Source organism: Stenotrophomonas sp. CASM101 (assembly GCF_049384845.1).
In the GTDB taxonomy this organism is placed as follows: Bacteria; Pseudomonadota; Gammaproteobacteria; order Xanthomonadales; family Xanthomonadaceae; genus Stenotrophomonas; species Stenotrophomonas hibiscicola.
This window is the reverse complement of sequence record NZ_JBMRFR010000003.1, coordinates 323,700-347,507: the sequence shown is the minus strand read 5'-3', so window position 1 is coordinate 347,507 and position 23,808 is coordinate 323,700. Positions and strand designations below refer to the sequence as shown.

Here is a 23,808-nt window from a genome sequence, read left to right as displayed (position 1 = left end):
CCCAAAAAAGAAACCCGCGCCGAAGCGCGGGTTCCGGGGTCACGACCGAACGGCGACGGATCAGCCGCGCAGCTGCTCCAGCGCGGCATTGAAGGTCGCGCTCGGGCGCATCGCCTTGCTGGCCTTGGCCACGTCCGGACGGTAGTAGCCGCCGATGTCCACGGCCTTGCCCTGCACCGCGACCAGCTCTTCGACGATCTTCTGCTCGTTGTCGGTCAGCGCCTTGGCCAGCGGGGCGAAGCGCGCCTTCAGGGCGGCGTCTTCGTCCTGCGCGGCCAGGGCCTGGGCCCAGTACAGCGCGATGTAGAAGTGGCTGCCACGGTTGTCGATGCCACCCAGCTTGCGCGACGGCGACTTGTCGTTGTCCAGGAACTGGCCGTTGGCTTCGTCCAGCGCCTTGGCCAGCACACGGGCAGCGGCGTTGTCGTAGCGGTTGCCCAGGTGTTCCAGCGACGCGGCCAGGGCCAGGAATTCACCCAGCGAATCCCAGCGCAGGTAGTCTTCCTCGACGAACTGCTGCACGTGCTTCGGAGCCGAACCACCGGCACCGGTCTCGAACAGGCCGCCACCGGCCATCAGCGGCACGATCGACAGCATCTTGGCGCTGGTGCCCAGCTCCATGATCGGGAACAGGTCGGTCAGGTAGTCACGCAGCACGTTGCCGGTCACCGAGATGGTGTCCTCGCCCTTGCGGATGCGGTCCAGCGAGAACGCGGTGGCTTCCACCGGCGGCAGGATGCGGATGTCCAGACCGGCAGTATCGTGGTCCTTGAGGTACTGCTCGACCTTGGCGATGACCTGCGCGTCGTGGGCACGGGCGGCATCCAGCCAGAACACGGCCGGGGTGCTGCTCAGGCGGGCGCGCTCGACGGCCAGCTTCACCCAGTCCTGGATCGGCGCGTCCTTGGTCTGGCACATGCGCCAGATGTCACCGGCTTCGACGGCATGCTCGAACACCACGGTGCCAGCATCGTCGGTGACCTTGACCACGCCATCGGCGGCGATCTGGAAGGTCTTGTCGTGCGAGCCGTACTCCTCGGCCTTCTGCGCCATCAGGCCGACGTTCGGCACCGAACCCATGGTGGCCGGATCGAAGGCACCGTGCGCCTTGCAGTCGTCGATGACGGCCTGGTACACGCCGGCGTAGCAGCGGTCCGGAATGACGGCCTTGGTGTCCTGCAGCTTGCCTTCGGCATTCCACATCTTGCCGGAGTCGCGGATCATCGCCGGCATCGAGGCGTCGACGATCACGTCGCTCGGCACGTGCAGGTTGGTGATGCCCTTGTCCGAGTTGACCATGGCCAGCGCCGGGCGCTGCGCGTACTCGGCCTTCAGATCGGCTTCGATGGCGGCGCGGGTAGCCTCCGGCAGCGAAGGCAGGCGTGCGACCAGGTCACCGATGCCGTTGTTGGCATCGAAGCCGGCCTGCTTGATGGCGTCGGCGTGCTTGGCCAGCACATCCTTGTAGAACTCCTCGACGACCACGCCGAACATGATCGGGTCGGAGACCTTCATCATGGTCGCCTTCAGGTGCAGCGAGAACAGCACGCCCTGGGCCTTGGCATCGGCAATCTGCTCGCCGATGAACGCGGCCAGTGCCTTGCGGCTCATCACGGCGGCATCGACGATCTCGCCGGCCTTGACCGCGGTCTTTTCCTTCAGCACAGCGGTGCTGCCGTCATTGCCGTGGAAGGTGATCTTCAGCGAACCAGCATTGGCCAGGGTGGCCGACTTCTCGCTGCCGTAGAAATCACCGGCGGCCATGTGCGCGACATGCGACTTCGAATCCGGCGCCCAGGCGCCCATGCGGTGTGGGTGCTTGCGCGCGTAGTTCTTCACCGACAGCGGTGCACGGCGGTCGCAGTTGCCTTCGCGCAGCACCGGGTTCACCGCGCTGCCCTTGACCTTGTCGTAGCGCGCCTTGTAGTCGCGCTGCTGGTCGTCGGCCGGGGTTTCCGGGTAATCCGGCAGCGGATAGCCCTGGTCCTGCAGTTCCTTGATGGCCGCCTTCAGCTGCGGCACCGAGGCGGAAATGTTCGGCAGCTTGATGATGTTGGCGTCCGGGGTGGTCGCCAGCTGGCCCAGCTCGGCCAGGTCGTCGCTGACCTTCTGCGCGTCACTGAGCAGTTCCGGGAACTGCGACAGGATGCGGCCGGACAGCGAGATGTCACGGGTTTCCACCACGATGCCGGCCGTACCGGTGTAGGCGTCAACGATCGGCAGCAGCGACTGGGTGGCCAGGAACGGGGCTTCGTCGGTCAGCGTGTAGAGAATCTTGGACATGGGGGACTTGGACTCTGTAGCAGTGCTCAGGGGAAGGCCGGCGCCAGCGCCGGGCCACGTGCAACCGTGTCGCGCGCGGGGCCGGGCCCCACGCTTTCCCCCGTCGCCGTCAGGGTGGGCGCGCGGCAGGGGAAACCCCTGCATTGTCGCGTTTTCAGCCGCGCGGGGCAAAGCCGCGCCATACGCGGCGGTACTGGACCGCTGTGTTTCGTCGTTGGCTCGCTTCCGGTCTGGAAGCTGGGGCTTGATGGCTAGTTCGACTTCCCGCTCGTGGAGGCACGCATGACCCACTCCGACAATCGCTGCCCCCACTCGGCACGCCTCGGACAGGTCAACGTCTGTGCGCGCTTGCTTTGCTGGAAGTTGCAGACACGGAATCCCCCGACGACGGCGGCCAGGCTGGCGAGTTCATCCGCCGTCGCTGCAGAACCTCGGATGTGCAGCGAACCGGCGCCAGACGATCCGGGCCGAACGTAGACGTCGTACCGGGTGGAAGGTCCTTCCGACCTTACGTATCCCGACACGGCATATCCGCCGCCCGTTAAACGCAGATCCGGCGTGCTTCCTGCAGGCTTTTCGGGGGCGTCGCCCTCGTAGATCAGGGCGACTTCCTTACTATCGTGCCTGATAAGGTGCAGACCAGAGTCAACAGGTGCCTCGTAGGTCACAGACATTCCTGTCGGCACCCGCACACAGGCGCCGTATAGGAAGTGGTCGCAACTGTAGCTCCAGAGATTCGCAGGTCCCATTGCGAGTGTGAGCGCAATCCAGCTGAGCATCCTGTCCCCCGATCTGTCCGTGGTCCGTTCAGCGTATCCCGCTAGGCCCCAAAGCGGACATCGCCCAACAAAAAAGGACGCAGCCTCGCGGCTGCGTCCATCGTGAGCCCTGCCGGGAGAGAGTCGGCAGGACTTACTTGACCTCGAACTCCTGCGGCGTTCCGGCCGCCTTGCCATCGACGGTGACCTCGGCGCGGTACTTGCCGGCCGGCCAGCCCTTTGCATTCTTGAACGTGACGTTGGTGGTTTCCGCACCACTGGTGTTCAGGGTGGCGGTCTGTTCGCCGGCCACCTGGCCGTCCTGATAGGTCAGCTTCGCGCCAACGTTGACATTGTTTGCCGCACCGTCGGTCTTGACCGAGACGATGATGTCGTCCTTCGGTGCGAACAGAGCCGTCGTCGCAACCGACTTGTCGGCGGCGGCGGTCTTTCCGACCGTGACCGACGAGACGCTGACAGCAGCGGCTTCGGCCATCGGCGGCGGCGCGCCGGTCATCGGGGCCGGTGCTGCCGGTTCGGCCGGAGCGGTCGCTGCCGGAGCGGCATTGTTGTCGGTCGACTCTTCTTTCTTCTTGCAACCGACCAGGGCGACGCTGCCCAGCAGGGCGGCGATCAGGGCGGTCTGGAGCGGGGTGGTCTTGATCATTCGGGGTTCCTCCCAGGGGTTGTCGGACGGCGTTCTGGCCGGCTTACTTCGGCGGCAGTTTCAGGGTCTGGCCCGGGAAGATCTTGTCCGGGTCATCAAGCACATCGCGGTTGGCTTCGAAGATCTTCTTCCAGGCATTGGCGTCGCCCAGATGCTGCTTGGCGATCTTCGACAGCGAGTCACCCTTCTGCACGGTATAGGTGCCGCCGCTGACAACGTCTGCGGTGCTGTCCACCGAAGCGCTGACGCCGGAGAAGTCCGCCTTCGGCACCTGCTCGGCGGTACTGTCGACACTGCCACTGACGCCGGAGAAATCGGCTTTCTTCTCGGTACTCATCCACAACTCCCGTCTGCATGACTACGTGATTGGCACGGTGCCATGGCGGTTGTTAAATGGGGATGGTGCAGATGTGAAGCCGGCCCCGGGGGCGGCTGAACAATCGGGGGAATGGACACCCGGTAGTGGGGGGCGGGGGGGGGGGGGGGGGGGGGGTGCCGGCCGCTGGCCGGCTGTGCCACGGGATCCGGCCTTGGCCGATTGCCGGCCAGCGGCCGGCACTACCGGTAACCGCCTGCGGCGGTTACTGCCGCAGCTCGCGGTAGGTCGCGGCCGGGGCGACGATGCCCGGGCTGGCACGCCAGGGGTTGATGTCCAGGCCACCACGGCGGGTGTAGCGGGCCTCAACCTCCAGCCAGTGCGGCTGGCAGCGCGCGGACACCTCGCTGAAGATCCGCTCAACACACTGCTCGTGGAACTCGGCATGCTCGCGGTAGCTGACCAAGTAGCGCAGCAGGCCGGCGCGGTCGATCTTCGGCCCACGGTAACGCAGGCTGACCGTGGCCCAGTCCGGCTGGCCGGTGACCGGGCAGTTGGACTTCAGCAGCGCCGAGACCAGAGTCTCCTCCACCACCTCGCCCGCATCGGCGGCGAGGAAGTCCGCCTGCGGCGGGCCGTAGCAGTCGATCTCCACGTCCAGCCCGTCGATGGATTCGCCAAGCGGCGTCTCTTGCAGCTCCGGCAGGCCGAACTCCACCTGGACCGGCGCACCGGCGCAGGCCGACAGATCCGCCACGATGCGCGCGCGCAGCGCCTCGGCGCTGTCGATGCGGGTGCTGTTGAGGGAGTTCAGGTACAGCTTGAACGACTTCGATTCGATCAACCGCGGCGAGGTGCACGGCACCTGGACGGTGGCGACGGCGACCTGCGGCTTGCCACGCGGGTCGAGCCAGCTCAGCTCGAAGGCGTGCCAGCGGTCGTGGCCGACGAACGGCAGCGCGCCGTCATCGAGACCGATCTCGGCGCGGGCGCCGCTGCGCGGGATCGGAAACAGCAGGCCGGGATCGTACTGCGACGGGTAACTGACCTCGCGACCGAGGCTGGAATCCTGTGGGGTGTTCATGGGGGGCATTGTATCGCGCGGACGGCGGGCCTTCGGCCGGGCCGGCCAACGGCGAAGCCCCTCCGTGGTGGTTGTATTGGGATGATCGCGAAAGGCGGTCTATCGGCTTGGCCGGATGGGCAGGCGGGTCGGGGGACGCCGTAAACCCGTCCATGGGGGCTTGGCCGCGGCATCCATGCCGCAGACACCCCCGCCCCGCCTGCCCACCCGGCCCCTGACAGTTCCTTGCACGCGGCCACCACCACGGGAAAGATCAGAAAATCAAGATCAAAAGCCGATTCTTCAGACGTTCACGACGCCTGCCGTGTCGACCAGGGTCGACACCCACCAGAAGCAGAGTGTCGTTCCGACAGCCCGCGGGAAACTGTCGAAGGCGGGGCGGTCCGGTGGCAGGGGCGTGAGCCGCATGGATGCGGCGACCGAGCTTACATGGACGTACTTGCAGCGTCCCCTGCCACCGGACCCACCCCGCCATCCCTCAGGAAACCAGCTTTTGCCGTTGACGTGGCTTTGGTCTCGGCGGGTGCAGGGCTGCAAGCCCTGCCGGAAACCCTCACCCCGCCGGAGTGCCGGTACCGTGCAGGTAATCCAGGCTCACCTGCAGCAACGCGCGCAATCCCACATCCAGCGCCTTCTCATCCAGCAGGAACTTCGGCGAATGATTGGCCGGCGCCGTCGCCGGGTCGATGCCCACGCTGGTGGAACCGACGAAGAAGAACATGCCAGGCACTTCCTTCGCGTACAGCGAGAAATCCTCCGCGCCCATCTGAAGCGGTGGCTCGTACACGTTGTCCTTGCCCACCACCGCCTGCAGGCTCGGCAGCATCTTCGCGGTCAGCGCCGGGTCGTTCACCGTGGCCGGGTTGCCCTCCGATTCGTAGATGTCGGTCACCGCCTTGGCACCGTGCGCGGCGGCCGTGTGCTCGGCCACGTTGCGCAGGTCGGCGAAGATCTGCTGGCGCATCCCTTCGTCGAAGGTCCGGATGGTGCCGACCATCTCCACTTCATCGGGAATGATGTTGTAGCGGATGCCGCCGTTGATTGCGCCGAAGGTCAGCACCGCCGGTTGCTTGGACAGGTTGGCACGGCGGCTGACGATGGTCTGCGCGGTGCCGACCAGATCGGCGGTGGCGACGATCGGGTCAACACCGTTCCACGGTGCCGAGCCATGCGTCTGGCGCCCGATCACTTTGATGCCGAAACGGTCCGAGGCGGCCATCAACGGGCCACCGCGCACCGCGATCTGGCCGGCCTGCACGCTGGAGAACACATGCAGGCCAAACACCGCCTCCGGCTTGAAATCGGCGAACAGCCCTTCCTTCAGCATGAGTGCGGCACCGCCCTCTTCCGGCGGCGGCGCGCCCTCCTCGGCCGGCTGGAAGATCAGCATCACCTGGCCCGGCAGGTCCTTCTTCATCGACACCAGTGCTTCGGCCACGCCGAGCAGCGTCGCGGTGTGCGCGTCGTGGCCACAGGCATGCATCACGCCCACGGTCTGCCCGCGGTACTGGTCAGTGGCCTTGGAAGCGAACGGCAGGCCGGTCTGCTCGGTCACCGGCAGCGCGTCCATGTCCGCGCGCAATGCGATCTTCGGGCCCGGCTTGCCGCCTTCGATGATCGCCACCACGCCGTGGTGGGCGATGCCGGTCTTCGGCTTCAGGCCCATCGCCCGCAGGCGCTTGGCGACTTCGGCCGAGGTACGCACTTCGCGGTTGGACAGCTCCGGGTGCTGGTGGAAATCACGACGCCACTCGATCACCTTGGACTGCAGCCGCTGCGCGGCGGCGGTCACTTCCGGGCGCTGCCCGTCCTGGGCGTGGGCAAGGGCCGGCAGGGCCAGCAGCAGGGCGGACAGCAGCAGCGAACGGCGCATCACAATCTCCACGGCAGGGGGTTCCAGCTGAATGTAGGGCAACACTGCCGCCACGGGAACCTCCGGCGCGGCATCCGGTCTTAGCGCCCGTCCCATCCGTCATGCAGGAAACGTGATGTGGCACAGGTATGCTTTGCGCATTGCCCCCGGGTCGCGCCCGGTCCAGCCCTTTTGGAGTCCTCGTAATGTCACGTGTTTGGAAGATCGTGCTGCTGGTCGTGGCAGTGCTGGTGCTGGCCGTGGTCGGCCTGCGGGTCATCGGCGGCGGCAAGGACGAGGCTGGAAAACCGGCTGCGGGCGCACGCCAGGGCGGCGAAGACCCGGATGCGGGCCCGGTGCCGGTGACCGTGGTCGATGCCACCCGCCAGGACGTACCGGTGTACGCCAGCGCGCTGGGCACGGTGACCGCAATGAATACCGTTACGGTCAGCCCGCAGGTCGGCGGCCAGCTGATGAGCCTGAATTTCCGCGAAGGCCAGGAAGTGAAGCAGGGTGATGTGCTGGCGGTGATCGATCCGCGCACTGCCCAGGCCAGCTATGACCAGGCCGCGGCAGCCAAGCGCCAGAACGAAGCCCTGCTGGCCACCGCGCGCTCCAACTACCAGCGCTCCAACGCGCCGGAATACCGCCAGTACGTCGCCAAGACCGATCTGGATACACAGCGAAACCAAGTGGCACAGTACGAAAGCGCAGTCGCTGCGAACGAGGCCAGCATGCGCTCGGCGCAGGTGCAGCTGCAGTACACCCGGGTCACTGCGCCGATCTCCGGCATCGCCGGCATCCGTGCGGTCGATGCGGGCAACGTGGTCAACGCCGGCACCGCGCTGGTCACGCTGACCCAGATCCATCCGATCCACGTGCTGTTCAACCTGCCCGAGCGCCAGCTGGGTGATGTGCGCCAGGCACAGGCCGCCGGCACGGTGCCGGTGGCCGCGCTGGACCGCGCCGACTCGCATGTTCTGTCCGGCGACGGCAAGCTGGACGTGGTCGACAACCTGATCAGTGCGGACAGCGGCACGTTCAAGGCACGTGCGGTCTTCGACAACACCGACAATGGCCTGTGGCCGGGCCAGTTCGTCAACGTGCGCATGCAGCTGCGCACGATCGCCGGTGGCGTGGTCATCCCGACCCAGGCGGTGCTGCGTGGCCCGGATGGCGAATACGTCTATGTCGTGCAGGGCGACAACACGGTGAAGATGCAGACCGTGCGCAGCGGCGTGGAAGTGGGCGACAGCCAGGTGCAGATTGCCGAAGGCCTGAAAGGCGGCGAGCGGGTGGTCAGTGAAGGCCAGTTCCGCCTGAAGCCGGGCAGCAAGGTCACCGCACTGAAGCCGGGCCAGACCCCGGCCGCACCGACCGAGGCCGAGCTGAAGGCGGCCGAGCAGAAGAACGGTGGCGGCGGTGGCCGTCGCGGTGGTGGCCCGCGCTGAGCGCAGGCGACTGTTCTCCCTCGCGCCGGCATGCTCGTCGGCGCCGACATTGAAGTGCCAGCAAGGATCAGTCCGTGGGCTTTTCGACGATCTTCATCCGCCGCCCGATCGCCACCTCGCTGTTGATGGCGGGCCTGTTGCTGCTGGGCATCCTCGGCTACCGCAAGCTGCCGGTGTCGGCGCTGCCGGAAATCGATGCGCCCAGCCTGGTGGTCACCACCCAGTACCCCGGCGCCAACGCCACCACCATGGCCTCGCTGGTCACCACGCCGCTGGAGCGCCAGTTCGGGCAGATCTCCGGGCTGGAGCTGATGACCTCCGACTCGTCGGCCGGGTTGTCCACGATCATCCTGCAGTTCTCGATGGACCGGAACATCGACATCGCCGCGCAGGACGTACAGGCGGCGATACGCCAGGCCACCCTGCCCTCGTCGCTGCCCTACCAGCCGGTCTACAACCGGGTGAACCCGGCTGACGCGGCCATCGTTACCTTGAAACTGACGTCTGACACGCGTCCGCTGCGCGATGTCAACAACTACGCCGACTCCATCCTGGCCCAGCGCCTGTCACAGGTGCAGGGCGTCGGCCTGGTCTCGATTGCCGGCAACGTGCGCCCGGCCGTGCGCATCCAGGTCAATCCGGCGCAGCTGTCGAACATGGGCCTGCCCCTGGAACAGCTGCGCAGCGCGCTCACCCAGGCCAACGTCAATGCGCCCAAGGGCTCGTTGAACGGCAAGACCCAGTCCTACAGCATCGGCACCAACGACCAGCTGGCCAGCGCCGCCGAGTACCGCGACACCATCATCAGCTACAAGAACGGCCGCCCGGTGCGGCTGTCGGACGTGGCCGAGGTGGTCGATGGCGTGGAGAACGACCAGCTCGCCGCCTGGGCCGATGGCAAGCCGGCGGTGCTGTTGGAAGTGCGGCGCCAGCCCGGTGCCAACATCGTGCAGACGGTCGAGCGCATCCGCGCGATCCTGCCGCAGCTGCAGGGCGTGCTGCCAGCCGACGTGCACCTGGAGATCTTCAACGACCGTACCGAGACCATCCGCGCCTCGGTGCACGAAGTGCAGTTCACCCTGATCCTCACCATCGGCCTGGTGGTGGCGGTGATCTTCGTGTTCCTGCGCCGGTTGTGGGCCACGATCATTCCCTCGGTGGCGGTACCGCTCTCGCTGGCCGGCACTTTCGCGGTGATGGCCTTTGCCGGCATGTCGCTGGACAACCTCTCGCTGATGGCGCTGGTGGTGGCCACCGGTTTCGTGGTCGACGATGCGATCGTGATGATCGAGAACATCGTGCGGTATATCGAACAGGGCAAGAGCGGCAAGGAAGCGGCCGAGATCGGTGCACGCCAGATCGGCTTCACCGTGCTGTCGCTGACCATCTCGCTGGTGGCGGTGTTCCTGCCGCTGCTGCTGATGCCCGGTGTGACCGGCCGCCTGTTCCATGAGTTCGCCTGGGTGCTGAGCATCGCGGTGGTGCTGTCGATGCTGATCTCGCTGACGCTCACCCCGATGATGTGCGCCTACCTGCTCAAGCCCGACGCCCTGCCCGAGGGCGAGGACGCGCACGAGCGCGCGGCGGCGGCCGGCAAGCAGAACCTGTGGACGCGCACCGTCGGCCTGTACGAGCACAGCCTGGACTGGGTGCTGGGCCACCAGCGCCTGACCCTGGCCGTGGCCGGCGGCGCACTGGTGCTGACCGTGCTGCTGTACGTGCTGATTCCCAAGGGCCTGCTGCCCGAACAGGACACCGGCCTGATCACCGGCGTGGTGCAGGCCGACCAGAACATCGCCTTCCCGCAGATGGAGCAGCGCACCAGGCAGGTGGCCGAAGCGCTGCGCCAGGATCCGGACGTGACCGGCGTATCGGCCTTCATCGGCGCCGGCAGCATGAACCCCACGCTCAACCAGGGCCAGCTGTCGATCGTGCTGAAGGAACGCGGCGAGCGCGCTGGCCTGGAGGACATCCTGCCGCGCCTGCAGAAGGCAGTGGCCGGCATTCCGGGGGTGGCGCTGTACCTGAAGCCGGTGCAGGACGTAACCCTGGATACCCGTGTGGCCGCCACCGAGTACCAGTACTCGCTGTCGGACGTGGATTCGGCGACGGTGGCGACCCAGGCCACGCGCCTGACCGAAGCGCTGCGCAAGCGCCCGGAACTGGCCGACGTCGACAACAACCTGTCCAGCCAGGGCCGCGCCCTGGAGCTGAACATCGACCGGGACAAGGCCAGCGTGCTGGGCGTGCCGATGCAGACCATCGACGACACGCTCTACGATGCGTTCGGCCAGCGCCAGATCTCGACCATCTTCACCGAGCTCAACCAGTATCGCGTGGTGCTGGAAGTGGCACCGGAGTTCCGCACCAGCACCGCGCTGATGGAACAGCTGGCGGTCGCCTCCAACGGCGCCGGCGCATTGACCGGCACCAATGCCACCAGCTTCGGCCAGGTCACCTCCTCCAACTCGTCCACCGCCACCGGCATCGGCGCGCAGAACACCGGCATCACCGTCGGCGCCGGCAACATCATTCCGCTGTCGGCGCTGGCCGAAGGCAAGGTGAGCAGCGCACCGCTGGTGGTCAGCCACCAGCAGCAGCTGCCGGCGGTGACGGTGTCGTTCAACGTGGCGCCGGGCTATTCGCTGTCCGAAGCGGTGCGAGCGATCCAGGAGACCAAGGACAGCCTGGACATGCCGGCACATCTGCATGCCGAATTCATCGGCAAGGCAGCCGAGTTCACCGGCAGCCAGACCGATGTGGTGTGGCTGCTGCTGGCCTCGCTGGTGGTGATCTACATCGTGCTGGGCGTGCTCTACGAGAGCTACATCCACCCGATCACGATCATCTCCACGCTGCCGCCGGCCGGTGTCGGCGCGCTGCTGGCGCTGATGCTGTGCGGGCTGAGCCTGTCGGTGGATGGCATCGTCGGCATCGTGCTGCTGATCGGCATCGTCAAGAAGAACGGTATCATGATGGTCGACTTCGCGATCGAGGCGCGCCGCGCCGGTGCCAACGCGCATGACGCGATCCGTCGCGCCTGCCTGCTGCGCTTCCGCCCGATCATGATGACCACCGCCGCAGCCATGCTCGGCGCACTGCCGCTGGCGCTGGGCACCGGCATCGGTTCGGAGCTGCGCCGCCCGCTGGGTATCGCCATCGTCGGCGGCCTGCTGCTGTCGCAGCTGGTCACGCTGTACACCACGCCGGTGATCTACCTGTACATGGAGCGCTTCTCCGAGTGGCTGGCGCGCCGCCGCGAACAGCGCGCGCTGCGCAATGGTTCGCTGCAGGAGCCGCAGGCATGATCCACGCCCCGCTGCTGCGGGAGGCCGCACGATGAACCTGTCCGGCCCTTTCATCCGCCGCCCGATCGGCACCGCGCTGCTGGCCATCGGCTTGTTCATGGTCGGCCTGATCTGCTACCTGCGCCTGGGCGTGTCGGCGCTGCCGAACATCGAGATCCCCGTGATCTTCGTGCACGCCAGCCAGTCCGGCGCCGATGCGGCAACCATGGCGTCCACGGTCACCGCACCGCTGGAACGCCACCTCGGCCAGCTGCCGGGCATCGACCGCATGCGCTCGTCGAGCTCGGAAGGCAGCTCGCTGGTGTTCATGATCTTCCAGAGCGGCCACGACATCGATTCGGCCGCGCTGGACGTGCAGACCGCGATCAACTCGGCGCAGGCCGACCTGCCCTCGGGCATGGGCTCGCCGATGTACCAGAAGGCAAACCCGAACGACGACCCGGTCATCGCCATTGCGCTGACCTCGCAGACGCAGTCGGCCGACGAGCTCTACAACGTCGCCGATTCGCTGCTGGCACAGCGCATCCGCCAGATCAGCGGCGTGGCCTCGGTGGACATCGCCGGTGCCTCGACGCCGGCCGTGCGCGTGGACGTCAACCTGCGCCTGATGAACGCGCTGGGCCTGACTGCCGATGATCTGCGCAACGCCGTACGCGCAGCCAATGTCACCTCGCCCACCGGCTTCCTCAGCGATGGAAATACCACCACCGCGATCATCGCCAACGATTCGGTCGCGCGTGCAGCCGACTTCGCCGACCTGGTGGTGAAGACCCAGGGCGATGGCCGGGTGATCCGCCTGAAGGACATCGCCAACGTCTATGACGGCCAGCAGGATGCCTACCAGGCCGCCTGGTTCGACCACAAGCCGGCGGTGGTGATGTACGTGTTCACCCGCGCCGGGGCCAACATCGTGGAGACCGTGGACCGGGTCAAGGCGCAGATTCCCGCGCTGCGCGACTACCTGCAGCCCGGCACCACGATGACGCCGTACTTCGACCGTACGCCGACCATCCGCTCGTCGCTGCATGAAGTGCAGATTACCCTGCTGATCAGCCTGGCGATGGTGGTGCTGACCATGGCGCTGTTCCTGCGCCGGCTGGCGCCGACGCTGATCGCCGCCGTAACCGTGCCGCTGTCGCTGGCCGGTGCGGCGCTGGTGATGTACGTGATGGGCTTCACCCTGAACAACCTGAGCCTGCTGGCGCTGGTGATCGCGATCGGCTTCGTGGTGGACGATGCGATCGTGGTGATCGAGAACATCATGCGCCATCTCGACGAGGGCATGCCGCGCATGCAGGCGGCACTGACCGGCGCGCGCGAGATCGGCTTCACCATCGTCTCGATCACTGCCTCGCTGGTGGCGGTGTTCATTCCGCTGCTGTTCGCCAGCGGCATGATGGGCGCGTTCTTCCGCGAGTTCACCGTCACCCTGGTGGCGGCCATTGTGGTCTCGATGATCGTCTCGCTGACGCTGACCCCGGCGCTGTGCAGCCGCTTCCTCAGTGCGCACGACCACAGCGCGCCGCCGTCGCGTTTCGGCCGCTGGCTCGATGCCGGCCACGAGCGGATGCTGCGCATCTACACCGTGTTCCTCGACTTCTCGCTGCGCCACGCGCTGCTGCTATCGTTGACGCCGTTGCTGCTGATCGCCGCCACCATCTTCCTGTTCGGTGCAGTGAAGAAGGGTGCGTTCCCGCCGCAGGACACCGGCCTGATCTGGGGCCGGGCCAATTCCAGCGCCACTGTTTCCTTCGAGGACATGGTCAGCCGCCAGCGTCGCATCACCGACATGCTGATGGCCGACCCGGCAGTGAAGACCGTGGGCGTTCGCCTGGGCAGCGGCCGCCAGGGGTCGAGTGCGCAGTTCAACATCGAGCTGAAATCGCGCAGGGAAGGCCGTCGCGAAACCACCGCGCACGCCCTGGCGCGGCTGAGCGCCAAGGCCGACCGCTACCCCGACCTGCAACTGCGCCTGCGCGCTATCCAGGATCTGCCCAGCAATGACGGCGGCGGCTCAAGCCAGGGCGCGCAGTACCGCATCTCGCTGCAGGGCAACGACCTGGCATCACTGCAGGAGTGGTTGCCCAAGCTGCAGGCGGAGCTGAAGAAGAACCCGAAGCTGCGCGACGTCGGCACCGACGTGGACAATGCCGGCCTGCGCCAGAACATCCAGATCGACCGCGCAAAGGCCGCGCGCCTGGGCATCACGGTGGGCGCCATCGACGGCGCGCTGTACGGTGCGTTCGGCCAGCGCCAGATCTCCACCATCTATTCGGACATCAACCAGTACAGCGTGGTGGTCAATGCCCTGCCCTCGCAGACCGCCACCCCGGCGGCGCTGGATGAGGTGTACGTGCGTGCGCGCAACGGCGACATGGTGCCGATCACCGCGGTGGCCACCCAGGTGCCCGGCCTGGCACCGTCGCAGATCACCCATGAAAACCAGTACACGACGATGGACCTCAGCTACAACCTTGCTCCGAACGTGAGCATGGGCGAAGCCAAGGCGATCATCGACGCCACCGTAGCCGGCATGCGCATGCCCGGTGACATCCGCCTGGCCGACGACGCGGGCTTCGGCTTCAATTCAGATCCCAGCGACATGCTGATCCTGGTGTTTGCCGCGATCCTGACCGTCTACCTGGTGCTGGGCATGCTCTACGAGAGCCTGATCCACCCGGTCACCATCCTGTCCACGCTGCCGGCGGCGGGCGTCGGTGCGCTGCTGGCGTTGTTCGGCACCAACACCGAACTGTCGGTGATCTCGATGATCGCGCTGGTGCTGCTGATCGGCATCGTCAAGAAGAACGCGATCATGATGATCGACTTCGCGCTGGTGGCGCAGCGCGAGCATGGGCTGGCGCCGCGCGAGGCGGCACGCGAGGCCAGCATCGTGCGCTTCCGTCCGATCATGATGACCACGATGGTGGCGATCCTGGCAGCGGTTCCGCTGGCGATCGGCCTGGGCGAAGGGTCCGAACTGCGTCGTCCGCTGGGTATCGCGATGATCGGCGGCCTGCTGTTCTCGCAGAGCCTGACCCTGCTCAGCACGCCGGCGCTGTACGTGATCTTCTCGTGCCTGGCCGAACGCTGGCGGGCCCGTCGCGCGCGCAGGCGCGAAGCGAAGCTGCTCAAGCGCGCGCAGCGGGCGTAGGGCGGCCCATCCACGCATGGCGTGGATCTACGGGGGTAGAGCCGGCCACTGGCCGGCTTTCTCCGTATGGCGAATCTGCCGGCCAGCGGCCGGCACTACCGTGGATGCGAATGGTGGGTACGGACCGTGGGTGCGGACCGTTGGTCCGCACGCCTCCAGGTTTGACGTGCCGTAACGAAAAGAGAACAATTCTCATCCAGCCACGGTCCTGCGCCCCGTTGCGGCGCCCCGCTGCCTTCCCCGGCCAGCCTGCGTGATCCCAGCCACTGCCCCTTCCCCCACCCGTGGGCGGATGGCCTGTGGCCGTCCGTCGAGGACCACCATCGATGCTGCCTTCCCGTCTCCCCCGCCTGGCCCTGCTGGCCTCCGCCCTGTCCGCCGCCTGCGCTGCCCATGCCGAAGCGCCGGCCGTCAGCCGCAAAGCCACCGATCTGGATGCGGTGAATGTCACCGCCGAACGCACCCATACCGACGCCGGCGCACTGGGCGACCGCGCCCTGCGCGACACTCCGTTTGCGATCACCGCTGTTGGCCGCGAGCAGATCGAGCAGCGCCAGGTGGTCTCGCTGGGCGAAGCCTTCCTGCTTGACCCTTCGGTCACCACCCAGGTCAGCGCCTACGCCAGCGGCTGGAGCTCACCCATCCGCAATCGCGGTATCGAACTGAATTTTGACAGCTATCGCGTCAATGGCCTGCAGGTCTCTTCCTGGGGTACCGAATGGCCGCTGGAAGTGATGGAACAGGTCGATCTGCTGAAAGGCCCGGGCGGCTTCCTGTACGGGTTCGGTGCACCCGGCGGCATCGTCAACTACATCACCAAGAAGCCGACGGACACGCCCACCTTCTCCGCCCAGCTGGGTTGGCGTGAACAGGGCATCGTCAGCGGCGGCATCGACGTTGGCGGACGTTTCGGCAACGAGCAGATGTTCGGCTACCGTTTCAACGCCTTCCAGGAAAAGGGCGAGACCTTCAATGGTGGGCACGTCGATCGCAAGGTTGGCGCACTCTCGCTGGATGCCCGTCTGAGCGATGTACTGACCTGGACCTTCGACGGCGTATTCCAGTCACGCGATCTGCGCGAAGAATCGCCGCAGTACTACTTCCGTGGCCTGACATCGCTGCCGCGACCGATTGCCGGGGATACCCACAACAGCGTGCCCGGCACCTACTACGACACCCGATCCAGCCTGCTGTCGACCGGCTTGAACTGGCAGATCAACAGCGACTGGAAAGCCAGCCTGAGTTACGGCGTCACCACCTCGTGGAACGACGTCAACAAGATCTTCGCCTACATCGACAATCCCAACGGCGACTATGACGTCAACGTCTACGAACTGGGCGGCAAGAGCGAGTGGAAGCTGGCCCAGGCGATGCTGCAGGGCAGCTTCCGCACTGGCCCGCTGCAGCATCAGGTGGTGGCGGGCATCAGCCACCAGACCGGGCTGGGCTGGGACCGCCCCTACGAATGGAACCTGATCGGCCGCGGCAACCTGTACCAGCGCCACGCCATCCGCCACGATGCCGTCGGTTCACGAGTGATGACCCGTGGCGACGAAGCCGTGCAGCAAGCGGTGTTCGCAAGCGATACCGTCGATCTCGGCAGTGGCTGGTCGGTATTGGCAGGCTGGCGTTACAACGACTACGAGACCAGGGGCCGCTACCACACCTACCCGGTCACACCGACCTACGCGGTGATGCTCAAGCCCCGCGAGGCCGTCACCCTCTACGCCAGCTACATCGAATCGCTGGAAGCGGGCAGCCGCGTGGGCAACAGCTACGTCAACGCCGGCGACGTGCTCGACCCGACCATCAGCAAGCAGTACGAGATCGGCGCGAAGGTCGAGGGGGCACGCTGGAATGCGAACCTGGCGGCGTTCCGGCTGGAGCGTGGCGCCAACATCGATGAGCTCACGCCTGCCGGCAAGCGCCTGGTGCAGGACGGCATCACGCTGTACGAAGGCATCGAAGCCAGTGCCGACCTGCACCTCAACGATGCCCTGACGGTCGGCGGTGGCGTCACCTGGCTGGACCCGACCTACGACAGGCTGTCGCCGGCCAGCGCCGCACAGGAAGGCAACCGTACCGCCGGTGCCGCGCGCTGGAGCGGCGTCATGCATGCCACCTACCAGCTGCCGTGGGTGGACGGCCTGGAAACGTATGCGGCCGTGCGCTACTACGGCGATGTCTGGTACGACGCCGACAACACCCTGAAGCTGCCCGACTACACGCTGGTGAATGCCGGCGTCGGCTACCGGCTGCTTGCCTCGGGCCACCCGGTGACCCTGCGTGCCAGCGTCGAGAACCTGGCCAACCGGAAGTACTGGTCCAACGCTGGCGCCGGCCTGCCGCGTACGTTCGCGGTGAGCGTTCGGTTCGACATGTAACCCCGGCAACCCCGTAGTGCCGCCCGCCGGCCGGCTCCTCGCACCTTCGTCCGGGCGCATGAAGAGCCGGGCAACGGCCGGCACTACCGCGTATCGAGCGGAAAATCATCCACGCGTGGCGTGGATCTACCATTTCACGCGTGGCCCGCAATAATGGTGGAAGACCCTTCCACCGAGCCTGCATGTCCGCCCGCCAATCCCGCCTCAGCCGCCTCTGGGCCCACGAAAAGGCCAGCTACGGCCTGCGCGTGTTCATCGCGCTGGCCACCGCGGTTGCTGTGTGCTGGCAGTTCGATGCATTGACTGCCCTGCCGGGCGTGTTCCTCGGCATCATCGCCAGTGCCATCGCGGAAACCGACGACAACTGGTGGGGCCGGACCAAGGCCGTGATGCTGTCGCTGCTGTGCTTCTGCCTCGCTGCGGCCTCGGTGATCTGGCTGTTCCCGTGGCCGTGGGTCTTCATCGGCGCGCTGGCACTGTCCACCTTCGGCCTGACCCTGCTTGGCGCGCTCGGCGAGCGCTACGCGTCGATCGCCCAGGCGACGGTGACGCTGGCGATCTACACCATGATCGGCCTGGAGCAGCATGGCGTCGGCGACCTGCACAGCGCGCTGGACGCGGTCAGCCACCTGCTGGCCGGTGCGGTCTGGTATGGCCTGCTGTCGATCCTGTGGACCGCGCTGTTCGCCAACCGTCCGGTGCGCGAACGCGTGGCGCGGCTGTATCAGGAACTGGGCCGCTACCTGCAGCTGAAGGCCGCGCTGTTCGAGCCGGTGAGGGAAGCAGACCTGCAACGTCGCCAACTCGACCTGGCCGAACAGAACCGGCGTGTGGTCGGTGCGTTGAACGAGGCCAAGACCGCGATCCTGGCCCGCTTCGGCCGTTCCGGGCGGCCGGGCGTGAACTCCGGCCTGTACCTGCGTCTCTATTACATGGCACAGGATTTCCACGAGCGCGCCAGTTCCTCGCACTACCCCTATGGCGCGCTGGTCGACGCCTTCTTCCACAGCGATGTGCTGTACCGCTGCCAGCGCCTGCTCGACCTGCAGGGCCAGGCCTGCGCGCGCCTGGGCGAAGCGATCCGCCTGCGCCGTCCGTTCGTGTATGACGAAAGCAACCAGCAGGCCGGACGCGATCTGGCCGATGCGCTGGCCTACCTGCGTGACCAGCAGCGCCCGCAGTGGCAGCGCCTGCTTGGTTCTCTGGACCTGCTGGTGCACAACCTGCGCAGCATCGAGCGCCGCCTGCTGGACGCCGAGCGCTCCGAGGCCAGTCTGGACAACGTCGACACCCGCCTGCGCGACAGCAACCCGCACACGTTGCGCGAGATGGGCGTGCGCATCCGCCAGCAGCTCACGCCCGGCTCGGTGCTATTCCGCCATGGCCTGCGCATGGCGCTGGCGCTGATCGCCGGCTTTGCCGCGATACGCCTGTTCAATGCACAGAACGGCTCGTGGGTGCTGCTGACCATCGTGTTCGTGTGCCGCCCCAACTTCGGTGCCACCCGCCAGCGCCTGGCGCAACGCATCGTCGGCACCGTGGCCGGCCTGGTACTGACCTGGGCGCTGTTGCAGCTGTTCCCACAGCTGCACGTGCAGCTGCTGATCGCACTGCTGTCGGCGCTGCTGTTCTTCTTCACCCGTACCGATCGCTACCTGGTGGCATCGGCGGCGATCACGGTGATGGCGCTGACCTGCTTCAACCTTATCGGCGACGGCTTCGTGCTGATCGTGCCGCGCATGGTCGATACGCTGCTGGGCTGCGTGATCGCCGCCGTCGCCGCATTCCTGATCCTGCCCGACTGGCAGGGCCGGCAGCTGCATCTCGTCCTGGCACGCGTGCTGGACACTGCGGCTCGCTACCTGGATTCGGTGCTGGGCCAGTACCGCAGCGGCATGCGCGATGACCTGGCCTACCGCATCGCCCGCCGCGACATGCACAACGCCGACGCCGCGCTGTCCACCGCATTGTCGAACATGCTGCGCGAACCCGGCCATGTGCGCCGCAATCTGGATGCCGGCTTCCGCTTCCTGGCGCTGTCCAACACGCTGCTGGGGCATCTGTCGGCGCTGGGTGCGCACCGCGACCAGGTGGACAGCTATGCTGGCGATCCACTGGCGCTGGCCGCGGGCGATCGCGTGCGCAAGGCACTTCAGCAGCTGGCGACGGCGCTGACCGCGCGGCAACCCGTTGCGGAAGATGACAACGACTCAGACCGCGCGGTGGCCGCCGAGCTGGAGCAGATCGACGAGGCGATGCCGCCGAAACTGCAGCTGATCCGTACCCAGATGGCGCTGGTGCTGCGGATGCTGCCGAAGGTGCGTGCAGCGGCCAATGAGGCAGTGACCAACCTGACCTGATTCCTTGTCGCTGGTCGGACATCCCATCCGCGCGTGGCGTGGATCTACTGCACCGTGTGCAACCGTGTGTTGCGCCTTGCGATGCATCCCGATCACGTTCCCGCGCGGATACTGGGTGATCCCCTGGTACTGGAATCCCCCATGAAGATCGAACTCGCCGGCCGCACCGCGCTGGTCACCGCCTCCACCGCCGGCATCGGCCTGGCGATCGCCCAGGGTCTTGCCGCGGCGGGTGCGCGGGTCATTCTCAACGGCCGCAGCACCGACAGTGTCGAACGCGCCCGCCAGCGCCTGCTCGCTACCGTCCCGGGTGCCGAGGTGATCGGCGTGGCCGCCGATCTCTCCGATGCGGCCGGCGTCGATACGCTGCTGGCCGGCCTGCCCAAGGTCGACATCCTGGTCAACAACGCCGGCGTCTTCGGCCCCGAGGACTTCTTCGAGACCGAAGATGCCACCTGGGAGCGTTACTGGCAGACCAACGTGATGTCCGGTGTGCGCCTGTCGCGGGCACTGCTGCCGGCGATGGTCGATGCCGGCTGGGGTCGCGTGCTGTTCATCTCCTCCGAATCGGCACGCAACATTCCCGCCGACATGATCCACTACGGGGTCAGCAAGACCGCGCAGCTGTCGCTGTCGCGCGGCCTGGCCAAGCGCGTGGCCGGCAGTGGCGTCACCGTCAACGCGGTGCTGCCCGGCCCGACCCTGTCCGATGGCTTCGCGGCGATGTTCGAGGATGAACGCCAGCGCAGCGGCAAGCCGCTGGAGCAGATCGGCCGCGAGTTCGTGATGGCACACAGGCCATCCTCGGTGATCCAGCGCACTGCCACGGTCGAGGAAGTGGCCAACATGGTGGTGTACCTGGCCTCGCCGCAGGCTTCCGCCACCTCCGGCGCGGCGCTGCGCGTGGACGGCGGCGTGGTCGACGATATCGTCTGAGGGTGCTGGCAGGTGTGCGAACCAACGGGTCCGCACCCACAGGTCCGTACCCACAGCAGATGGGCAGGAATGCTAGGCTGCGCCGGTCAAGGAGGCTCCATGTCCGGTCACAACCAGTTCGCCCTGCTGCGCCAGCGCCGTTTCCTGCCGTTCTTCGTGGTCCAGGCACTCGGCGCGTTCAACGACAACGTGTACCGGCAGGCGATCATCAGCATGTTGCTGTTCATGGCCGTGCCGGAGGAGGAGCTGGGGCTGTACGCCACGCTGGCACCGGCCATCTTCATCCTGCCCTACTTCCTGTTCTCGGCACTGGCCGGGCAGATCGCCGACAAACTTGAGAAATCGCGACTGATCGTGATCACCACCACCATGGAGATCGTGATCATGTCGCTGGCGGCCGCCGGCTTCCTCACCCAGAGCCTGCCGGTGCTGCTGGTGGCCCTGTTCTGCACCGGCATGCAGTCGACCCTGTTCGGCCCGGTGAAGTACTCGGTGCTGCCGTCGGTGCTCAAGCCCGAGGAACTGACCGGCGGCAACGGCCTGGTCGAGATGGGCACCTCGATGTCGATCCTGTCCGGCATGATCGTCGGCGGCCTGGTGTTCACCGTGGCCGGCAGCCACGGCACCGTGGTGGCGGCCTGCGCGATCATCGCGCTGGCGATCTGCGGCAACATCGCCGCGCGCCTGATTCCCAAGGTCGATGCCGGCGACCCGAACCTGAAGATCAACTGGAACCCGTTGCCGGAATCGCTGGCGGTGCTGCGCATGGCGCGCCAGCAGAAAGCCGTGCGCAATTCGATCCTGGGCGTGTCCTGGTTCTGGTTCGTCGGCACCGTGCTGACCTCGCAGCTACCGGCCTATGCGGTGACCAACCTGGGCGGTGAGCCAACCCTGTACATCTTTGCGCTGGCCCTGTTCTCGGTTGGCACCGGCATCGGCTCGCTGCTGTGCGAGAAGCTGTCGGCGCGCACGGTGGAAATCGGCCTGGTGCCGCTGGGCGCGTTCGGCATGACCGCGTTCCTGCTCGACCTGTACTTCGCCCGCAGCGGCGAGGCGACCGTGCAGGGGCTGGCCATCGGGCCGTTCCTGCAGCAGCCGGGCAGCAGCCGCATCGTCATCGACCTGGTCGGCATCGGCCTGTTCACCGGCATCTTCGTGGTGCCGCTGTTCGCGCTGATCCAGAGCCGCACGCCGAAGGCGCAGATGTCGCGCGTGTTCGCGGCGCTGAACATCCAGAATTCCGGCTTCATCGTCGCTGCGGCCCTGCTGTCGCTGGCCGCGCACACGCTGCTGCACTGGACCATCCCGCAGCAGTTCCTGGCGCTGGCCATCGCCAACGCGCTGGTGGCGATCTACATCTTCACCATCGTCCCCGAATTCCTGATGCGCTTCCTCAGCTGGCTGATGGTGCGCACGCTGTACCGGCTGCGCCCGCACGGCATCGAGGCCAACGTGCCCGACGAAGGCGCCGCGCTGCTGGTCTGCAACCATGTCAGCTACATGGACGCGCTGATCCTGTCGGCGACGATTCCGCGCCCGGTGCGCTTCGTCATGTACTACCGGATCTTCAACATCCCGGTGATGCGCTGGATCTTCCGCACCGCCAAGGCGATCCCGATCGCCGGCGCGCGCGAAGACCCGGCGCTGATGCAGCGCGCGTTCGACGAGATTGACGCCGCGTTGGCCGAAGGTGAGCTGGTCTGCATCTTCCCGGAAGGTGCGCTGACCAGAGATGGTGCGATGGCCCCGTTCAAGTCCGGCGTTGAGAAGATCCTCCAACGGCGGCCGGTGCCGGTGGTGCCGATGGCCCTGCGCGGCATGTGGTCGAGCATGTGGAGCCGGCGCGACAGCCGCCTGGGCCGCATGCGGGTGCCGCGCCGTTTCCGTGCCACCGTCGAAGTGGTCGCGGCGCCGGCCGTGGATGGCCACAGCACCAGCGCCCCGGTGCTGGAGGCCCAGGTGCGGGCACTGCGCGGCGATCACGCCTGACGGAACCGGCCCGCCAGGCGGGCCCGGCGACCTCCCCCACATACGTCACCGTCCAGTGGCGTACGCGACATGTCGTGACTGTAAACGCATACATGCAACGTCGGTTGCGGTAGATTACGCACCCACAGGGGGGAGGTCCGGCCGAAACATCACGGCTGGCCACCAAGGAATGGAGTCTTGCTTTGAATCAACCACCACCGCTCAGCCGTCCGGTCTACATCCCCAACCATCTGGTCTGGGCGATCCTGACGACGCTGTTCTGCTGCCTCCCGTTGGGCGTGGTGTCGATCGTGTACGCCTCCCAGGTCGATGGCCGCCGCGCGGCCGGCGACCTGCCGGGGGCCTACAGTGCGTCGCGCAAGGCGGGCTGGTGGGCGGTGGCTTCGGCCGTGGCCCTGCCGGTCCTGTTGCTGTTGTGGTTCGGGCTGTTCGGCGGCTTGGCCGTGCTGGGCGCTCTTTCCGACCAATGATCTACCACCACCACCCATCAAGGAGCTTGAACCCATGAATACCGCCACTCCGCAGGTCCCGAACAACCTGGTCTGGGCGATCCTGACCACCCTGTTCTGCTGCCTGCCGGCCGGCATCGTGTCGATCGTCTATGCCGCCCAGGTCAATGGCAAGCTGGCCGCTGGCGACATTGCCGGCGCCCAGGACTCCGCCGCCAAGGCCAAGAAGTGGGCCATCTGGTCGGCCATCGCCTGGGCCGTCGTGGTCGTGCTGTACGTGCTGTTCTTCGTTGTGCTCGGCGGCATGGGCGCGATGAGCAACAGCGGCTACTGATACGCCTGGACGGATCCGGCGCCTGCGCCGGATCCGTTGTTGCATGTCCGCGCTTCCTGCTCGTTCCCGGTTCGCCCGCTGGGCGCCGCTGCTGGTTTCCGCCGGCCTGGCCGCGGGCGCCACGGTGGTCCTGCGCAACGTCAATCCGTATGTCGCCGGCAATCCCTTGCCGAGCTGCCCGCTCTACGCCCTGACCGGCCTGTACTGCCCGGGCTGTGGCAGCACGCGCTGCCTGTATTCCCTGGTCCACTTCGACCTGCCCGGCGCGATGGCGATGAACCCGCTGCTGGTCATCAGCCTGCCGTTCCTGTTGCTGATGCTGCTGAACATCGCCGGCATCCGCCCACGCCTGCTCGACCCGCTCATGCGGGTGCTGGCCAATCCTGTGTTCTGGCTCTGGGTGCTGCCTGGGTATGCGCTGCTGCGCAACCTGCCGTGGGCACCGTTTACCGCGCTGGCGCCGATCTAGGTTTCCAGCCAACG

At 66.7% G+C, this 23,808-nt stretch carries 15 protein-coding genes; 10 read left to right on the top strand and 5 right to left on the bottom strand.

What is annotated here, in order from left to right:
- Positions 1-60 precede the first annotated feature (60 nt).
- The 5 genes from VG543_RS07855 to VG543_RS07835 all read right to left on the bottom strand — a co-directional run bounded on the left by VG543_RS07855 (position 61) and on the right by VG543_RS07835 (position 6,981).
- The gene (locus tag VG543_RS07855) at positions 61-2,283 is read right to left on the bottom strand and encodes an NADP-dependent isocitrate dehydrogenase (protein WP_423178201.1); all 2,223 of its coding nucleotides are present in this window, start codon (positions 2,281-2,283) and stop codon (positions 61-63) included.
- A gap of 912 nt (positions 2,284-3,195) precedes the next feature.
- Positions 3,196-3,708 (bottom strand): hypothetical protein, encoded by a 513-nt coding sequence (locus VG543_RS07850; RefSeq protein WP_019660848.1) that lies wholly within the window; start codon positions 3,706-3,708, stop codon positions 3,196-3,198.
- A gap of 43 nt (positions 3,709-3,751) precedes the next feature.
- The gene (locus VG543_RS07845) at positions 3,752-4,045 is read right to left on the bottom strand and encodes a LysM peptidoglycan-binding domain-containing protein (protein WP_005419771.1); all 294 of its coding nucleotides are present in this window, start codon (positions 4,043-4,045) and stop codon (positions 3,752-3,754) included.
- A 244-nt stretch (positions 4,046-4,289) separates the two neighbouring features.
- Positions 4,290-5,108 (bottom strand): NADPH-dependent 7-cyano-7-deazaguanine reductase QueF, encoded by an 819-nt coding sequence (queF, locus tag VG543_RS07840; RefSeq protein WP_019660849.1) that lies wholly within the window; start codon positions 5,106-5,108, stop codon positions 4,290-4,292.
- A 553-nt stretch (positions 5,109-5,661) separates the two neighbouring features.
- Positions 5,662-6,981, bottom strand: a complete 1,320-nt coding sequence (locus VG543_RS07835) for an amidohydrolase (RefSeq protein WP_164145377.1) — start codon at positions 6,979-6,981, stop codon at positions 5,662-5,664.
- Positions 6,982-7,166: 185 nt separating this feature from the next.
- Here VG543_RS07835 and VG543_RS07830 point away from each other — a divergent pair, with 185 nt between their 5' ends.
- The 10 genes from VG543_RS07830 (at position 7,167) to VG543_RS07785 (ending at position 23,794) form a co-directional block, all read left to right on the top strand.
- Positions 7,167-8,411 carry an efflux RND transporter periplasmic adaptor subunit gene (locus tag VG543_RS07830; RefSeq protein WP_019661485.1) on the top strand — a complete coding sequence of 415 codons (1,245 nt, stop codon included), beginning with the start codon at positions 7,167-7,169 and terminating at the stop codon, positions 8,409-8,411.
- Positions 8,412-8,485: 74 nt separating this feature from the next.
- Positions 8,486-11,719, top strand: coding sequence for an efflux RND transporter permease subunit (locus VG543_RS07825; RefSeq protein ID WP_423178203.1), 3,234 nt, complete (start codon positions 8,486-8,488; stop codon positions 11,717-11,719).
- Positions 11,720-11,750: 31 nt separating this feature from the next.
- Complete coding sequence (locus VG543_RS07820; RefSeq protein ID WP_019661487.1) at positions 11,751-14,873, top strand: efflux RND transporter permease subunit; 3,123 nt, start codon at positions 11,751-11,753, stop codon at positions 14,871-14,873.
- A 326-nt stretch (positions 14,874-15,199) separates the two neighbouring features.
- Positions 15,200-17,257 (top strand): TonB-dependent siderophore receptor, encoded by a 2,058-nt coding sequence (locus VG543_RS07815; protein ID WP_019661488.1) that lies wholly within the window; start codon positions 15,200-15,202, stop codon positions 17,255-17,257.
- Positions 17,258-17,439: 182 nt separating this feature from the next.
- The gene (gene yccS / locus VG543_RS07810) at positions 17,440-19,617 is read left to right on the top strand and encodes a YccS family putative transporter (protein ID WP_423178206.1); all 2,178 of its coding nucleotides are present in this window, start codon (positions 17,440-17,442) and stop codon (positions 19,615-19,617) included.
- A 141-nt stretch (positions 19,618-19,758) separates the two neighbouring features.
- Positions 19,759-20,553 carry an SDR family NAD(P)-dependent oxidoreductase gene (locus tag VG543_RS07805; RefSeq protein ID WP_111098931.1) on the top strand — a complete coding sequence of 265 codons (795 nt, stop codon included), beginning with the start codon at positions 19,759-19,761 and terminating at the stop codon, positions 20,551-20,553.
- A 99-nt stretch (positions 20,554-20,652) separates the two neighbouring features.
- Positions 20,653-22,542 carry an MFS transporter gene (locus tag VG543_RS07800; protein ID WP_019661491.1) on the top strand — a complete coding sequence of 630 codons (1,890 nt, stop codon included), beginning with the start codon at positions 20,653-20,655 and terminating at the stop codon, positions 22,540-22,542.
- A gap of 182 nt (positions 22,543-22,724) precedes the next feature.
- A complete protein-coding gene (locus tag VG543_RS07795; protein WP_005419784.1) occupies positions 22,725-23,012 on the top strand; it encodes a CD225/dispanin family protein in 288 nt (95 codons plus the stop codon).
- A 34-nt stretch (positions 23,013-23,046) separates the two neighbouring features.
- Entirely contained in the window at positions 23,047-23,325 is a 279-nt protein-coding gene (locus tag VG543_RS07790) for a CD225/dispanin family protein (protein WP_019661492.1), read from the top strand.
- Between the two features lie 43 nt (positions 23,326-23,368).
- Positions 23,369-23,794, top strand: a complete 426-nt coding sequence (locus VG543_RS07785) for a DUF2752 domain-containing protein (protein WP_019661493.1) — start codon at positions 23,369-23,371, stop codon at positions 23,792-23,794.
- Positions 23,795-23,808: the final 14 nt, after the last annotated feature.

Excerpts from the sequence above, each read along its gene's own strand:
- VG543_RS07855 (WP_423178201.1), bottom strand. The coding sequence starts at position 2,283 with ATGTCCAAGATTCTCTACACGCTGACCGACGAAGCCCCGTTCCTGGCC.
- VG543_RS07850 (WP_019660848.1), bottom strand. The coding sequence starts at position 3,708 with ATGATCAAGACCACCCCGCTCCAGACCGCCCTGATCGCCGCCCTGCTG.
- VG543_RS07845 (WP_005419771.1), bottom strand. The coding sequence starts at position 4,045 with ATGAGTACCGAGAAGAAAGCCGATTTCTCCGGCGTCAGTGGCAGTGTC.
- queF (WP_019660849.1), bottom strand. The coding sequence starts at position 5,108 with ATGAACACCCCACAGGATTCCAGCCTCGGTCGCGAGGTCAGTTACCCG.
- VG543_RS07835 (WP_164145377.1), bottom strand. The coding sequence starts at position 6,981 with ATGCGCCGTTCGCTGCTGCTGTCCGCCCTGCTGCTGGCCCTGCCGGCC.
- VG543_RS07830 (WP_019661485.1), top strand. The coding sequence starts at position 7,167 with ATGTCACGTGTTTGGAAGATCGTGCTGCTGGTCGTGGCAGTGCTGGTG.
- VG543_RS07820 (WP_019661487.1), top strand. The coding sequence starts at position 11,751 with ATGAACCTGTCCGGCCCTTTCATCCGCCGCCCGATCGGCACCGCGCTG.
- VG543_RS07815 (WP_019661488.1), top strand. The coding sequence starts at position 15,200 with ATGCTGCCTTCCCGTCTCCCCCGCCTGGCCCTGCTGGCCTCCGCCCTG.
- yccS (WP_423178206.1), top strand. The coding sequence starts at position 17,440 with ATGTCCGCCCGCCAATCCCGCCTCAGCCGCCTCTGGGCCCACGAAAAG.
- VG543_RS07805 (WP_111098931.1), top strand. The coding sequence starts at position 19,759 with ATGAAGATCGAACTCGCCGGCCGCACCGCGCTGGTCACCGCCTCCACC.
- VG543_RS07800 (WP_019661491.1), top strand. The coding sequence starts at position 20,653 with ATGTCCGGTCACAACCAGTTCGCCCTGCTGCGCCAGCGCCGTTTCCTG.
- VG543_RS07790 (WP_019661492.1), top strand. The coding sequence starts at position 23,047 with ATGAATACCGCCACTCCGCAGGTCCCGAACAACCTGGTCTGGGCGATC.
- VG543_RS07785 (WP_019661493.1), top strand. The coding sequence starts at position 23,369 with ATGTCCGCGCTTCCTGCTCGTTCCCGGTTCGCCCGCTGGGCGCCGCTG.